The 14638-nt window shown below is 61.2% G+C and carries 11 protein-coding genes; all 11 read left to right on the forward strand.

The genetic code is table 11. The annotated features are described in order from the left end of the window. The first annotated feature begins 1 nt into the window (after position 1). The 11 genes from HBN98_RS13780 to HBN98_RS13825 all read left to right on the forward strand — a co-directional run bounded on the left by HBN98_RS13780 (position 2) and on the right by HBN98_RS13825 (position 14634). The gene (locus HBN98_RS13780) at positions 2-628 is read left to right on the forward strand and encodes a response regulator transcription factor (protein WP_083366431.1); all 627 of its coding nucleotides are present in this window, start codon (positions 2-4) and stop codon (positions 626-628) included. Continuing rightward, positions 629-4273: a transporter substrate-binding domain-containing protein gene (locus tag HBN98_RS13785; protein ID WP_083366430.1), complete on the forward strand. Its 3645-nt coding sequence runs from the start codon at positions 629-631 to the stop codon at positions 4271-4273. 259 nt (positions 4274-4532) lie between these two features. Further along, complete coding sequence (locus tag HBN98_RS27910; RefSeq protein ID WP_229755000.1) at positions 4533-4691, forward strand: hypothetical protein; 159 nt, start codon at positions 4533-4535, stop codon at positions 4689-4691. A 9-nt stretch (positions 4692-4700) separates the two neighbouring features. Beyond that, entirely contained in the window at positions 4701-4946 is a 246-nt protein-coding gene (locus tag HBN98_RS27915) for a DUF4398 domain-containing protein (RefSeq protein ID WP_308425077.1), read from the forward strand. Between the two features lie 10 nt (positions 4947-4956). Next, entirely contained in the window at positions 4957-5730 is a 774-nt protein-coding gene (locus HBN98_RS13795; protein WP_064586836.1) for an OmpA family protein, read from the forward strand. A gap of 231 nt (positions 5731-5961) precedes the next feature. After that, entirely contained in the window at positions 5962-8280 is a 2319-nt protein-coding gene (locus tag HBN98_RS13800) for an autotransporter outer membrane beta-barrel domain-containing protein (RefSeq protein ID WP_083366429.1), read from the forward strand. Positions 8281-8424: 144 nt separating this feature from the next. Then, positions 8425-8814 carry a hypothetical protein gene (locus HBN98_RS13805; RefSeq protein WP_186352798.1) on the forward strand — a complete coding sequence of 130 codons (390 nt, stop codon included), beginning with the start codon at positions 8425-8427 and terminating at the stop codon, positions 8812-8814. Between the two features lie 94 nt (positions 8815-8908). After that, positions 8909-10117: an EAL domain-containing response regulator gene (locus HBN98_RS13810; RefSeq protein WP_083366427.1), complete on the forward strand. Its 1209-nt coding sequence runs from the start codon at positions 8909-8911 to the stop codon at positions 10115-10117. Positions 10118-10207: 90 nt separating this feature from the next. After that, on the forward strand, positions 10208-10642 hold the full coding sequence (locus tag HBN98_RS13815; RefSeq protein ID WP_083366426.1) for a chemotaxis protein CheY: 435 nt from the start codon (positions 10208-10210) through the stop codon (positions 10640-10642). A gap of 143 nt (positions 10643-10785) precedes the next feature. After that, a complete protein-coding gene (locus HBN98_RS13820) occupies positions 10786-11412 on the forward strand; it encodes a response regulator transcription factor (protein ID WP_083366425.1) in 627 nt (208 codons plus the stop codon). 12 nt (positions 11413-11424) lie between these two features. Then, a complete protein-coding gene (locus HBN98_RS13825) occupies positions 11425-14634 on the forward strand; it encodes an ATP-binding protein (protein ID WP_083366424.1) in 3210 nt (1069 codons plus the stop codon). The last annotated feature ends 4 nt before the right edge of the window (positions 14635-14638 follow it).

The raw sequence follows: 14638 nt of genomic DNA on the forward strand, positions 1-14638 counted from the left end.
TATGCTCAAAGCGATAGTTGTGGACGATCATCCGTTCATTCGCTCCTCGGTCAAAATGCTGCTGAAACAAGAACACTTCGAGGTCGTGGCGGAGGCCGACAATGGCGCAGATGCTGTGCAACTGGCCCGTGAACACGCCCCGGATCTGATCATTCTGGACATCGCCATGCCCAAGCTTGACGGGCTGGAGGTGATTTCGCGGATCAGTGCGCTGGGGCTGTCCAGCAAGATCCTGGTGTTGACCTCGCAATCGGCGCTGTTCTACTCCATGCGTTGCATGAAGGCTGGCGCGGCGGGCTATATCTCCAAAACCAATGACCTGGATGAGTTGATCAAGGCCATCAAGGCCGTGATGGACGGCTACACGTTCTTCCCTAACCTGGCCACCAGTTCGGTGCGGCGCAGCGATGTCGATGCCACGGATCTGGAACTGATCCAGAGCCTGTCCGATCGCGAGTTGACGATTCTGCAGCAGTTGTCCAATGGCCTGAGCAACAAGGAAATCGGTGACGCGATGCTGTTGAGCAACAAGACCGTCAGCACTTACAAGACCCGCCTGATCGAGAAGCTCAAGGTCAAATCGGTGGTCTACCTTGCCGATTTCGCCAAACGCAACAACCTGGTCTAGATGAATACTCTTGTCAAAAAGCTCCTGGCGGGCCTGGTGTTGTGCGGCACCTGGCTGGCGGCCAGTGTCTGCACGGCAGCGCCTGAAACATTGCATGTATTGGGGCGCTCGATCGTCGACGAATACTCGGTTTCCCTCGATGAGGCCGACTGGGCCTGGCTGCGGCATCGCCCCACCTTGTTGCTCGGCGCCTCGGCACCCGACTACGCGCCGTTTGCGATTACCAGCAACGGCAACGAATACGAGGGGCTGACGGCCGACTATGCGCAACTGATCGCACAACTGCTGCACGTCAACATTGAAGTCCGCCGTTTTGATTCGCGCGCGCAGGTTCTGGCGGCGCTCAAGAGCGGCCAGATCGACATGCTCGGGACGGCGAACGGCTTTGAGGCGACTGACCCCGAGTTATCGATGTCCACGTCTTACGCCGATGATCAACCGACTCTGGTGACGCGCATAGGCGACAAACAGAACCTGCCTGTGGATCTGGCCGGCAAGCGGGTCGCGATGCTTTACCACTATCTGCCGCCCGACGCGGTGCAGACGTTCTACCCCCATGCCAGCATCCAGTTGTATCCATCGACCCTGAGCGCCATCGGCGCGGTGGCGTTCGGTCAGGCCGACGTCTATCTGGGGGACTCGATCAGCTCCAATTACCTGATCAGCAAGAATTACCTGAACAACGTTCAGCTCAGCGACTTTTCGCGCATGGAGGTGCAACCCTTCGCGTTTGCGGTGAGTCGCGGCAATGACCGCCTGTTGCGCATCCTCAATGCGGCACTGGGCAGTATTCCCACCAGCGAGCGCATGGGCATTCTGCGCCGCTGGAGTGCCGGCGGGGCGACCATGCCCGGGCGCCAGACCTTGCATTTCAGCGTCAGTGAGCAGCGCTGGCTGGATCGTCATCCGCGGATCAGCGTGGCGATCAACGAGAATTTTCTGCCGCTGACTTACTTCGACGACGACGGCAACTTTCGCGGACTCAGTGCCGACGTACTGGCGAAAATCAGCCTGCGCACCGGCCTGAAATTCGACGTACAACGGGCTGAGTCGGTCAGCCAACTGGTCGACCAGGTGAGCAGCGGCAAAGCGGACATGCTCGCGGCGTTTACCCCGAGTGCCGAGCGTGAAAGCGAGTTGCGCTTCACCCGGCCTTACCTGACCACGCCGTTCGTGTTGGTCACCACCACTGACGGGTCCGCCCCGCAGACTCTGGATCAGATGGCCGGTAAACGCCTGGCGTTGATTCGCGGCAACGTGTTGCACGAATACCTGGTGGAGCAGTATCCCCGGGTGCAACTGGTGACGGCGCAAAACGCCGCCGACGCGATGAGCATGGTGGCTTCGGGCAAGGTCGACGGTGCGATCAATTCGCTGATCAATGCCCGCTACCTGATCTCCCGTCAGTATCGCGGCCAGTTGCAGGTCAGCAGCACCGTGGGGACGCAGCCGGCGCGCATCGCCTTGGCGACCAATCGCGGCGCACTGGAGTTGTATTCGATTCTCGACAAGGCGCTGCTGAGCATTTCCCCGGAAGAAATGGATGAACTGACCAATCGCTGGCGTGCCGAGGTGGTCGTCGACAGCAGCTACTGGCTGCGGCATCGCAGCGCGATCATTCAAGGGTTTGTCATCGCCGGTGTGTTGCTGCTGGTGGCGCTGGGCTGGATTGCTTACCTGCGCATGCTGATACGCAAGCGACGCCAGGCCGAGCTGGCCCTCAACGACCAGATGGAGTTCATGCGGGTGTTGATTGATGGCACGCCGCATCCGATTTACGTGCGCGATCGCGAGGGGCGACTGGTGACCTGCAACAGCGGTTACCTGCAAGTGTTTGGTGTCGAGCGCGATGCGGTGGTGGGCAAGACCGTGACTGACGGCGTGCTGAGCAATGCCGCCGAGGCTCGGGGTTATGCCGAGGACTACCGGCAGGTCATGCAGTCGGGCGTTGCGCGAATCGAAGATCGCCAGCTCAGCCTGGCGGACGGTCGGGTGCTGACCATTTATCACTGGATGCTGCCGTACCGAGGCAGTCATGGCGAAGTCAGCGGCATGATTTCCGGCTGGATCGATGTCAGTGAGCGTCAGCAACTGTTGCAGCAATTGCGCGTTGCCAAGGACGGCGCCGACGATGCCAACCGGGCCAAGACCACGTTCCTGGCGACCATGAGCCATGAGATCCGCACGCCGATGAATGCGGTGATCGGCATGCTTGAGTTGGCGATGAAGAAAGCCGACCAAGGGGTGCTGGATCGCTTTGCCATCGAAGTGGCCTCGGGGGCGGCACGGGGCCTGCTGGACCTTATCGGGGATATCCTCGACATCGCGCGGATCGAATCCGGGCGGCTTTCATTGGCCCCGGAACGCGCCAACCTGCGCGAGCTGATCGAGTCGGTGGTACGGATATTCGAAGGGCTGGCGCGGCAGAAACACTTGCGCCTGCAACTGGATCTGGATGCGCTGGCCAACGCTGATGTGCTGATCGACCCGCTGCGTTTCAAGCAGGTGTTGTCGAACCTGTTGAGCAATGCGATCAAGTTCACCGATGCGGGGCAGGTCCGCGTGCAGGTGCGCGTCGATCAAGCGCAGGGCGAGCGAATGCTGGTGTGCCTGCGGGTGGAGGACAGCGGGCGTGGGATCTGCGCCGAAGACCAGCAGCGGCTGTTCACGCCGTTCACGCAGGCGGCCAATCAAGGGCCTTCGCCGCAAGGTGGTTCCGGGCTGGGGCTGGTGATCAGCCGCACCCTGTGCGAAATGATGGGCGGCTCCCTGACGATGTCCAGCGAGCCAGGCCAGGGCACGCAGATTGAGGTGCGCCTGAGCCTGCCGATCCTGCCGCCGCAGGCACGCGTGGCGGTGGCCGAAGTGGAGCCGGTGATGGTCAGCCAGGCGCTGAATATTCTGGTGATCGATGACTATCCGGCCAACCGTTTGTTGCTATCTCAGCAGCTGAGTTATCTGGGGCACCGAGTGACGGATGCCGAGGATGGCGCCCATGGTCTGCGGGCCTGGCGCAGTGAGTCGTTCGATGTGGTGATCACCGATTGCAACATGCCGATCATGAACGGTTACGAACTGGCGCGGGCGATCCGTGACGAAGAGGCGGCGCGTGGACTGCCGCGCAGTCTGGTGCTGGGTTTTACTGCCAACGCACTGGCTGAAGAGAAGGAGCGCTGTGCGCAGGCCGGCATGGATGATTGTCTGTTCAAACCGATCAGCCTCAAGGATCTGAACGCGCGTCTGGCGTGGGTCGAACCACAATCGCGGCCTGAACTGGAAGGCGACGATGCGAGCCTCGCCGAGAGCAGCGCTGACTTCGACCTGAGCAGCCTGGAGCAGCTGACCCGTGGCGATCCTGCATCGATCAAGAGTCTGCTGACGGACTTGGCCACCAGCAACGAAGAGGACATGGCCAAGCTCATGCGCCTGTTCACCCTGCATGATGTGTCCGGGCTGGCTGACCTTGCGCATCGGGTCAAGGGCGGTGCGCGGATCATCAAGGCGAAGTCGTTGATTCAGGCGTGCGAGACGCTGGAAGTCGCCTGCGAAGGTTCTGATTCGGGCGCATTGACCGAGGCGGTCGATGCCTTGCAGCAGGCCATGGAGCATTTGGCCGCCCAGTTGCAACCGTATCTGGCGGACTGAGCGTCGACGCTCGGATCTTTTGTGTTTTGCACGGCAAACTTGCGAATTTTCCTACATTCGCCACTGAGCCTGCCTCGTTAACGTGCTGATGTCTCAGCGAAAGGCTGATTCAGAAAACCGGCGACCTCCACGACCTTCAGCGCAACGCTGAGCGTCATCCGGGGCGCCGCACGTAACGGGCAGGCGTCATCCATCCCCGGCATTGCCGACGCCTCAGCCCTCCGTGTTTACCTCACCTTTTATCGTTTTGGAGCAGTTGATGACCCTTCAACGTATGGCTTCCCGTGTGCGACTGTCGCTCAGCGGGCTGGTTGTAGCGGCGGCCTTGAGTGCCTGTGCCAGTGCGCCGGTTCCCGAGCAGCAGATCACCCTGTCCAGGGACGCCGTCAATCGCGCGGTGTCTGCCGAAGCAACGTAATACGCACCACTGGAAATGAAAGCCGCTCAGGACAAGATGTTTCTGATGGAACGCGCCATGGGGGAGCGTGATTACGTTCAGGCGCGAACCCTGGCCGAACAGATCGAAGCCGACGCCAACCTCGCCGAACGCAAGGCGCGGGCGGTCAAGTGGCAGAAACAACTGGTCGATGCGCGCAGCGGCATTCAGGTGCTCAAGCAGGAAATGCTGCAAGACCCGGCCACCGGTTTCAACCCGCCCGCCAGCGCTCAATAAGGAACGATTAATGTCGAATTTCAAATTACTGCCCGTCGTTTCGCTGTGCGCGCTGGTGCTCGCCGGCTGCGCCACACCGCCGGAAAACCCGCAATTGCTGCAAGCCCGCGCCCAGTTCGCGGCGCTGCAACACAAGCCGGAATCGAACACCCTGGCGGCCATCGAAACCCGTGAGGCGTTCATCGCCCTGAACAAGGCCGATCAGGCCTCGCTCAAGGATCGCAAGGCGCCGGATGTCGAGCAGTTGACCTATCTGGCGAGCCAGAAAATCGCCGTCGCCGAACAGACCATCGCCATGCGTCAGGCCGAAGCCGGCCTGAAGAAGATCGATGCCGAACGCACGCAGGTGCAACTGGACGTGCGTACGCAACAGCTCAAGGCCTTGCAGGCCATGAAGGCGCAGAAGACCGAGCGCGGCGAAGTGGTGACCTTCGGTGACGTGCTGTTCGACACCGGCAAGGCTGATCTGAAGCACGGCAGCCAGCGTAACTTCGAGCAGTTGGCGCAGTACCTGACCGCCAACCCGGAACGCCAAGTGCGGATCGAAGGCTTCACCGATGACGTGGGCAGCGATGACTTCAATCAGCGTCTGTCGGAGCGGCGTGCCGATGCGGTGGCGTTCGCGCTCAAGCGCATGGGCATCAGCGCTGATCGTCTGATCACCAAGGGTTACGGCAAGCAATTTCCGATTGCCGACAACGGCAGTTCGCACGCGCGTCAGCTCAATCGACGGGTGGAGGTGATTATCTCCTACGGCTCGTCGGTGGTCGGATCACGTAACTGATGTCAGATAAGCGAGCCTGCAACGGGCTCGCTTGCTTCAGGGACCCCGGGCGGTCAAGCCCTTTGGATTTTCTTGGGAAATTTCCTACAAGCAAAGGGAATTTTCCTACTCAGAAAAGCTTCCCACCTCTCTAAATTGCTGACCTCTGCGAGTAGGAACTGTCGATCTCCGTGGTTCTGACTCTGTCCGAAAATCCCGGTGCCTGAAAGGGCACACCAGAGGTCATTGCTCATGAAAGCCTTCGCCCCTTCGTTTCAACGCACGCCCATTGCTGTCGCAATGGCTTTTCTGCTGCCCTTGCATGCCAGCGCTTATACCGCCGCGGTCAACAGCGGTGCGGTGGTCTATGACGAAAGTGTCGGCACCGGGCTGCAATCGATCGGCACCAACGGCACGGCGTATCGTACGACCGTGAGCGGCAGTGGCCAGCAAAGTGTGTTCAAGGATGGCGTGACCTACGACACCCTGGTCGAGGGTGCGACGCAGAATATCGCCAGCGGCGTCAGCCATGGCACGGTTGTCAACAACGGCGGTAAACAATTGGTCGGGACTAGCGGTGTTGCCAATGACACCGTACTCAACGCCAGTCAGCAGACGGTCACCCGCTCTACGGCCAATCGCACCGTGATCAACGCCGGTAGCGTGCAGACCCTGGATGTCATGGCCATTGCCAATGACACGCAGGTCGGCAATAACGGCGTGCAGAACCTGATCAACCTGGCCGTCGCCAACGGCAGCGTGATCGAAGCCGGCGGCGAACAGACGCTGCGCCAAGGTCTGTTGGGTGGGGCGGTGGCCAATGACACTCAGGTTCAGGGCGGCACCCAGAGTGTCTACGACACCGGCACGGCCAACCGCAGCACGGTGAGTAACGGCGGCCAGATCAATCTGTACCGCGGCGCGCAGGCCAACAGCGTGGTTGCAGAGGCCGGGGGGACGGTCAATGTCATGGACAACGGCGTGAAAACCGTGGACTCGCTGACTCTCAACGGCGGTCGTCTGGCCTTTGTGCCGAGCACTGATGGCAGTTTCAAGACCTTCACGGTCAACGCCTTGTCCGGCAGCGGCAGCATTGTGATGAACACCGATATCGCCAGTCAGCATGATGATTTGCTGGTGGTGCAGGGCGCTGGTCTGGCCAGTGGCGACCACACGTTGATCGTCGGCGATTCGGGTCGCGAACCGACCTCGGCGGACGGGCGTCTGCTGCTGGTGGACACCAATGGCGGCAGCGCGAAGTTCGGCCTCTATGGCGGGCATGTCGATGCCGGTGCGTTCCGTTACACCTTGCAGCAGCAAGGCAATGACTGGGTGTTGGCCAGTGCCGGCAGTATCCCGGTTGACCCGGTCACGCCCGTAGACCCGGAAAAACCGGTTGACCCAGTGACGCCCGTAGACCCCGGCAAACCGGTGGATCCGGTAACGCCTGTTGATCCCGGCAAACCGGTGGATCCGGTAACGCCTGTTGATCCCGGCAAACCGGTGGATCCGGTAACGCCTGTTGATCCCGGCAAACCGGTGGATCCGGTAACGCCTGTTGATCCCGGCAAGCCAGTGGACCCGGTAACGCCCGTCGACCCAGTGAAGCCGGTGGATCCGGTAACCCCGCCGCGTCCAGTGGACCCGGGGCCGGAGCATCTGTCCAAAGGCAGCAACGCCGCGATTGCCGCACACACTGCCGGCGCAGGCCTGTGGAGTGCGCAAATGAACGCACTGGTCAAACGCCTGGGCGAGTTGCGCATGGGCCAGGATGACGGCGGCATCTGGACCCGCGCCATCGGCAAGCGACTCGATGTCAGCGAGCACTCCAGCCGTGCCTACCGTCAGGACATCAGCGGCCTGGAATTGGGTGCCGACAAGGCATTCGCCCTCGACAGCGGTAAAGTCTACGTCGGCGGCATGCTCGGCACGGCCCGTTCGGACATGGACTTCGGCGAGGGCGCGTCCGGCGCAATCGACAGCCGGATGTTCGGCATTTACGCCACCTACCTGAACGACAACGGCATCTATGTCGACAGCGTGTTGAAGTACAGCCGCTTCGACAACGACATCAAGACCCCAAGCAATCTGGGGGAGTCGGTCAAAGCGTCCTACAACACCAACGGCATCGGTGCAGACATCGAGGTGGGCAAACGGATTGCGCTGAAGGACGGCTGGTTCGTCGAGCCGCAAGTCGAGATCACCGCCACCCGCGTCCAGGGCGCGAGCTACACCGCCAGCAACGGGCTGCGGGTCAAGTCCGATGACCTCGATTCGCTGCAAAGCCGCGTCGGCTCGTTGTTTGGTCGCAGCCTGGAACTGAGCAACGGCATGAAAGCCCAGCCGTACGTCAAGGCGTCCTACGTCACCGAACATGCGGGCGGCAGCAAGGTGCGGGTCAATGGCAACGCGTTCGATGCCGAGCTGCCGGGCAACCGCATCGAGCTGGGTTTTGGTGGCGTGTTGCAGGTCAGTGAGAAGAGCAAGATTTCCCTGGATGCCGAATACGCCAAAGGCAATGACATCGAGCAGCCTTTCGGTGTGACGCTGGGCTATCGCTACCTCTGGTAAGAAAAATCGCCGCACTGGGTCAGACCTGTGCGGCGATCTTGTCGGTTTTCCAGAGATTTCTGCCTGTTTTTAGGACTTGTCCTACATAGATCCTGATGGGTTCTGGTTAGCGTGTTCAACACATTTCCCACACCGTTAATTTCCATGTCCTACAAATGCAGGCGAATCGTGATCGTCGAAGCGCAGCCCGCTCAGCAGTCTCGAATTGCTCGAGTCTGTCACCAACTGGGCTATCGCAAACTCACGCCGATCGGTTCGTTTCGTGAACTGCTGGCGTTGACGCATTACGCCCGTGATCCGTTCGAGCAATACGACCTGATGATCATCAATGGCGAACTGATTGCTGCCGCGGGGATCGATCCAGTGCGGTTGTTTCAGGGCAGTCCACAGATCCGCCATGGCGTGATCCACGATGCCCGACGTGGTCAGCTCCGCGCCGAGACGATATTCGCGACTGGGCGACGGCAGCTGTTGATGCTGCGTACACCGGATCGCCAGAGCCTTGGCGCCGTGCTGGAGCAACTCGATGTTTAGGAAATTTCCCACGCAGCTTCAGACCTTTCCTCGGGAGTTAAACGCTCAGGCAGCGGACACTCACAGGCCTTTCAACCACAGCGAGCCCACCACCATGAGCAACCCGCCGCTTCGTATCCTGGTGCTTGAAGATCACCCGTTCCAGCGTTCGGTGGCGGTGAGCATGCTGCAGAGTCTGGGGCGCCACCAGGTGTTCGAAGCCAGTGACGGGGCGCGGGCGTTGGCCCTGCTCGACGAGGTCGGCACGGTCGACATCGCCCTGTGCGACCTGCAGATGGACGGCATGGATGGCCTGGAATTCCTGCAGCGGGTAGGCGCATCGGGGCAAGTGAAGGCGGTGATCATCTGCAGTTCGTTGTCGGCGGATCTGCGCCGCGCGGTGCATCAGATGGTGACGCTGCTCGGCCTAGACCTGTTGGGCGATGTCGGCAAACCGATGCATGCGCAGGTGTTGGCGGAGTTATTGGGCACGTTCGTTGACCGCCCGAGCGTTGTCGATTGTCCGCGCGGGACCGTGGCGCTGGCCAGCGAAGGTGCTGTGCGCCAGGCTTTGGCCGAGCAGCAACTGCACGCCTGGTATCAACCCAAGTTCAACCTGCACACCGGTGAAGTCTGCGGTGTCGAGGTGCTTTGTCGCTGGTTGCATCCGACCCGGGGAATGATTGCCCCGGCGCAGTTCATGCCGGTGCTGGAGCGCTGTGGCTTGCTCGACGATTTGCTGTTTTCCCAGCTGGAGCAAGCGTTGAACCTGCACCAGCGCGCCCGGGCCCAAGGCTTTGCGCTGAACATGGCGTTCAATCTGCAAACCGTGCAATTGGCTAATCCGGAACTGGCCAACAGCCTGAAAACCACGCTGGCGCGGCATGCCGTGACCGGTTCGAACCTGACCTTCGAACTGACCGAAAGCGGCTTGCTGGAAGCGCCGGCCACCAGCCTCGAGACGCTGGTGAGGTTGCGCATGATGGGCTGTCGCTTGTCCATCGATGACTTCGGTGCCGGGTTCTCTTCGTTGCAGCGCCTGTGCCAGTTGCCGTTCAACGAAATCAAGCTCGACGCCGAATTCATTCGCAGCCTTGAGCACGAGCCACGTTGCCGCGCGGCGATCAGCAGCACCCTGGCGCTGGGCGAAACCCTGGGCATGGCGGTGGTGATCGAAGGCATCGAAACCGATGCGCAGCGCCGCGAACTGCTGGCGCTGGGCTGCACCTTGGGCCAGGGCTACTGGTATGCGCGACCGATGGCCGAGGGCGACTTGTTGCACTGGCTGCAGCGACGCAGACACGCCCTGCGCTCAGATGAATAACCGGTTTTTTAAGAAACGTCCTACAGAGCGCGCCCATGGTCTTGCGTACGCTGGCCGCACTCCGCAACCACCACTTTCGGGAGATCGACAATGATCGACAAAACCTTGCGCATCCTGATTGCCGACTCGCAGCATTTTCACCGGATGAAAGTCGAGCGCCTGTTTAATGGCCTTGGGTATTACCGCGTTGCTCCGGTACAGAGCCTGCTGGAGTTGCTGACGCTGGTGGAATACGGCTGCGAGCCGTTCGATGCCGTGGTCATCAACGCCGAACTGGCGGCGGGTTCGCTGGATCTGCTCGGCTTTTTCCTGAACAACCCGCATGTGCGTCACGCCCTGATCTACAACGAGCCCTCGGCTCCGCTGCAGAAGGCGCCCGGGTTTGCGCAAGAGAACGCGCAGGTCAGTCATGCCGCACTGCCCAATGCGGCAATCATCGAGCAATTGATGGTGCTGGTTGACGTGCGCACCGAGCCCGAATGCCAGCGCTGGAGTCAGGTTCCGGCCCTGCAACGTCGCGCTTGAGCACAAATAATCATTTTCTGCAACTGTCAGACCTGACAGGTAGATTCGTCTCCAGCCCCGTGCAACAGTCTTTGGCGCAGCCCCTGTATCCGCTACCGGCGGAAACAGGGTGCGGCCGTCATGCCTTTGCATCGGGAGTGGTCATGAAGTCAGCGTTGATCGTCGATGATCATCCAGTGGTACGTGCCGCCGTCAGGCTCGTGTTGCAAGCCGAGGGCTTCAAGCAGATTCACGAGGCATCGGACGGCAACGAAGTGGTGCAGATGATTCGCCAGTACAAGCCGAAACTGCTGGTACTCGACCTGAGTTTGCCGGTCTTCGACGGTCTGGAGGTGATGAACCGGATCAAGGCCAATCATCTTGACTGCCGGATTCTGGTGTTCACCTCTTACGAACCGCTGTATTACCAGGATCGTTGCCTGCGGGCTGGCGCACGGGCTTATGTGGCCAAAACCAATAAGCTCGAACAACTGCACCACGCCATTCAGGCGGTGATGTCGGGACACACTTATTTCGCTTCGCTGCCGAGCGGTGCCGGGGCCCTGAAGCCGGTGCTCGCCAATGAAAAGCAGATGATCGATCAGCTGTCCGATCGCGAGTTGAGCATTCTCGTGCAGCTGGCGCTGGGCAAACTGAACAAGGTGATTGCCACCGACATGCACCTGAGCCACAAGACCGTCAGTACCTATAAAACCCGCCTGATGGCCAAGCTCGCCGTGAAATCAGCGGTGCACTTGCGCGATTTCGCCAAGCGTAATCACTTGATCTGAGAAAAATGACGCATGAGCCACTGGCGCTGGATCCTGGTCTTGTTGTTGAGCGCCGTGCTGCCTTGTGGGGCCAGCGAGCCACCACAGGTGCTCGACGTATTGACCCGCACCCGCCTGGAAAATGTCCAGGTGCGGCTGGATGAACAGGATCGACAGTGGCTGCGCGAACACCCGGTGTTGTACATGGGTATTTCCGGTCCCGATTACCCGCCGTTCGAGATCACGCGCAACCATCAGGACCTGGAAGGACTGACCGCCGATTACGCCGATATGCTCGCGCAAGTGCTGGGCATAAGGATCGAAGTGCGGCGCTATGCCCGTCGCGATGTGCTGATAGACGCGCTCAAGCGCGGTGACGTGGATCTGCTGGGCACCTCCAACAACTTTGAAATTGCCGAGCCCGATCTGGTCTTGTCGCGCGCGTATGCCGAGGATCAGCCGATGCTGGCCACGCGGCTCGACGACACATTACCGTCGGACATGGCGGGCAAGCGCATTGCCATGGTCGAGGATTACCTGCCGCTAACAAGCGTGCAGGCGTTCTATCCCAAAGCCACGGTGCAACGCTATGCATCGGCCATGGACGCGCTCGGCGCCGTGGCGTTCGGTGCCGACGATGTTTACCTGGGCGACTACATCAGCGCCAATTACCTGATCAACACCAATTATCGCAACGACCTGCAACTGCTTGGGCCGTCAGGCCTGGACGCCAACCCGTTCGGCTTTGCATTACTGCGCCGCGACTCGAGCATGAAGCGCATTGTCGACAAGGCGCTGTTGGCGATTCCTATGGAACGCCGACTGATGATCGAGCAACGTTGGAGCGTCGGCCCTGCGGAAGTCAGCGCGCAGGCGCACGTGCAACTGAGTGTCGGGGAACAGCGCTGGCTGGATGAGCATCCGGTGATCCGGGTGGGGGCCATCGAGGATTTCGCACCCTTGACCTTCTTCGACGCCGACGGGCGTTTCCGGGGGCTCGCGGCGCAATTGCTGAGCCTGATCGGGCAGCGCAGCGGGCTGAAATTCGAGATCGTGCGTGGTCGCTCACTGGATCGGCAGATCGAGCAGCTCAAGGCCGGGGAACTCGATCTGTTGCCTGTGGTGACGCCCAGCCGCGAGCGCGAACTCGAGCTGCGCTTTACCCGCGCCTACCTGAACAATCCGTTTGTACTGGTCAGCGCGACGACGGCGCAGAGCCCACGCAGCCTTGATGATCTGACGGGCAAGCGTCTGGCGATTTATCGCGGACATCCGTTGCGTGATTTCCTGCTTGAGCGTGTCCCGCTCATCCGGCTGGTGGACACCCAGGGACCGGCCGAGGGCATGGCGCTGATCGCGAACGGTCAGGCGGATGCGACCATCAGTTCGTTGCTGGTCGCCCGCTACCTGATCGCCCGTCAGTACCGCGAGCGTCTGCACATCACCACCACCGTGGGCGATCAACCGGCCCGTATCGCTTTCGCCACGGCACCGCAGGCCGCGGCATTGCACACGATCATGAACAAGGCGCTGCTGAGCATTGCGCCGCAGGAAATGGACGAGTTGATCGAGCGCTGGAGCCACGACGTCGTACCGGAGGACAGTTACTGGCTGCGCCATCGGCGAGAAATCCTGCAGGGCTTCGCTGCTGCTGGCGGGTTGTTGTTGCTGGCGTTGGCCTGGATCGGCTTTCAGCGCTGGCAGATTCGCCAGCGCCAGCAATGGCTGCGGCAACTGCAGGAGGCCAAGCAGGCCGCCGATGATGCCAATCGGGCGAAAACCACGTTTCTGGCGACCATGAGCCATGAGATCCGCAAGCCGATGAATGCCCTGATCGGCATGCTCGAACTGGCCCTCAAGCGCGCCGACGAAGGCGTGACCGACCGACTGGCGATTCAGGTTGCGTCCGGTGCCGGCCAGCAGTTGCTGGCGCTGATCGGCGATATTCTCGACATTGCGCGCATCGAATCGGGGCATCTGTCACTGGCACCGGAGCGCGCCAATCTGCGCGATCTGGTGCTGTCGGTGTGTCGGGTGTTTGAAGGCCTGGCGCGCCAGAAGCACCTGCTGTGGCAGATCGAACTGGACCCCCACAGCGCGATTGACGTGCTGATCGACCCGACACGCTTCAAGCAAGTGTTGTCGAATCTGCTGAGTAACGCGATCAAGTTCACCGAGGCGGGCGCAGTCAGTCTGCGCCTGCAGGTCAGCGCGGTGACGGGCGAGCGGCTGGCCGTGAACCTGTCGATCGAGGACAGCGGTATCGGCATCAGCGCCGAAGACCGGCAGCGCTTGTTCAACCCGTTCGTGCAGGCGGGCAACAATCCCCATTCGGTGCGCAGCGGTTCCGGCCTCGGTCTGGTGATCAGCCGCAGCCTGTGCGAAATGATGGGCGGGACCTTGCAACTCGACAGCGCGCCGGGCCGTGGTACGCGGGTAGACATTCGTCTCGAATTGCCGCTGCTGGCACCCCTCGCGCAGGCAGAGGCTGCATCCGAGCCAACGCTCAGCGCCGCGTGCTCATTGAGCGTACTGGTGGTCGACGATCATCCGGTCAACCGTCTGTTGCTGTGTTGGCAACTGAGTGAACTCGGACACCGCACCGTCGACACCGAGGACGGCAGGCAGGCGCTGGACCTGTGGCGCGCGCAGTCATTCGATGTGCTGATTACCGACTGCAATATGCCACGGCTCGACGGCTATGAACTGACCCGGTTGATCCGTGAAGAAGAGGCCGTGTCCGGTCGGGTGCGCTGCCTGATTCTCGGGTTCACCGCCAATGCGCAAGTCGAGGAAAAGGCCCGTTGCCTGGCTGCCGGCATGGACGACTGCCTGTTCAAGCCGATTCGTCTGCATGACCTGGGGCAGGCCTTGTGCGGCGCCATCCAGCATGAAACCGAGGGGCCCGCCGCGCCAGCCCTGACGGAAATCGACTTGAGTGCGCTGGAGCAACTGGCGGGGGCGGATTCGTCGATGATCCAGCACTTGCGCGAAGAGGTACGGCGCAGCCTGCAGCGCGACCTGCACAGGCTCGATGAGCTGGGGCGCGGTGACCGGGGAGGGTTGCGGGAGCTGGCCCACCACATCAAGGGTGGCGCACAAATGGTCGGTGCGGCGCGGGTGGTGGCGGCGTGCGTCGAACTCGAGCAGGCGTGCCAGGACGCCGAGCCAGCCGCGCTGAACATGCCGACAACGGCGCTGCGCGAGGCGATGCTCAGCCTTGCGCAGCGCCTTCAGGCCTGATCGT

This window comes from Pseudomonas koreensis, assembly GCF_012986595.1.
Classification (GTDB): domain Bacteria; phylum Pseudomonadota; class Gammaproteobacteria; order Pseudomonadales; family Pseudomonadaceae; genus Aquipseudomonas; species Aquipseudomonas koreensis.

What these genes read in the sequence shown, in the direction of transcription:
- HBN98_RS13780 (WP_083366431.1), top strand. Translation starts at nt 2, where the DNA reads ATGCTCAAAGCGATAGTTGTGGACGATCATCCGTTCATTCGCTCCTCG.
- HBN98_RS13785 (WP_083366430.1), top strand. Translation starts at nt 629, where the DNA reads ATGAATACTCTTGTCAAAAAGCTCCTGGCGGGCCTGGTGTTGTGCGGC.
- HBN98_RS27910 (WP_229755000.1), top strand. Translation starts at nt 4,533, where the DNA reads ATGACCCTTCAACGTATGGCTTCCCGTGTGCGACTGTCGCTCAGCGGG.
- HBN98_RS13795 (WP_064586836.1), top strand. Translation starts at nt 4,957, where the DNA reads ATGTCGAATTTCAAATTACTGCCCGTCGTTTCGCTGTGCGCGCTGGTG.
- HBN98_RS13800 (WP_083366429.1), top strand. Translation starts at nt 5,962, where the DNA reads ATGAAAGCCTTCGCCCCTTCGTTTCAACGCACGCCCATTGCTGTCGCA.
- HBN98_RS13805 (WP_186352798.1), top strand. Translation starts at nt 8,425, where the DNA reads ATGTCCTACAAATGCAGGCGAATCGTGATCGTCGAAGCGCAGCCCGCT.
- HBN98_RS13810 (WP_083366427.1), top strand. Translation starts at nt 8,909, where the DNA reads ATGAGCAACCCGCCGCTTCGTATCCTGGTGCTTGAAGATCACCCGTTC.
- HBN98_RS13815 (WP_083366426.1), top strand. Translation starts at nt 10,208, where the DNA reads ATGATCGACAAAACCTTGCGCATCCTGATTGCCGACTCGCAGCATTTT.
- HBN98_RS13820 (WP_083366425.1), top strand. Translation starts at nt 10,786, where the DNA reads ATGAAGTCAGCGTTGATCGTCGATGATCATCCAGTGGTACGTGCCGCC.
- HBN98_RS13825 (WP_083366424.1), top strand. Translation starts at nt 11,425, where the DNA reads ATGAGCCACTGGCGCTGGATCCTGGTCTTGTTGTTGAGCGCCGTGCTG.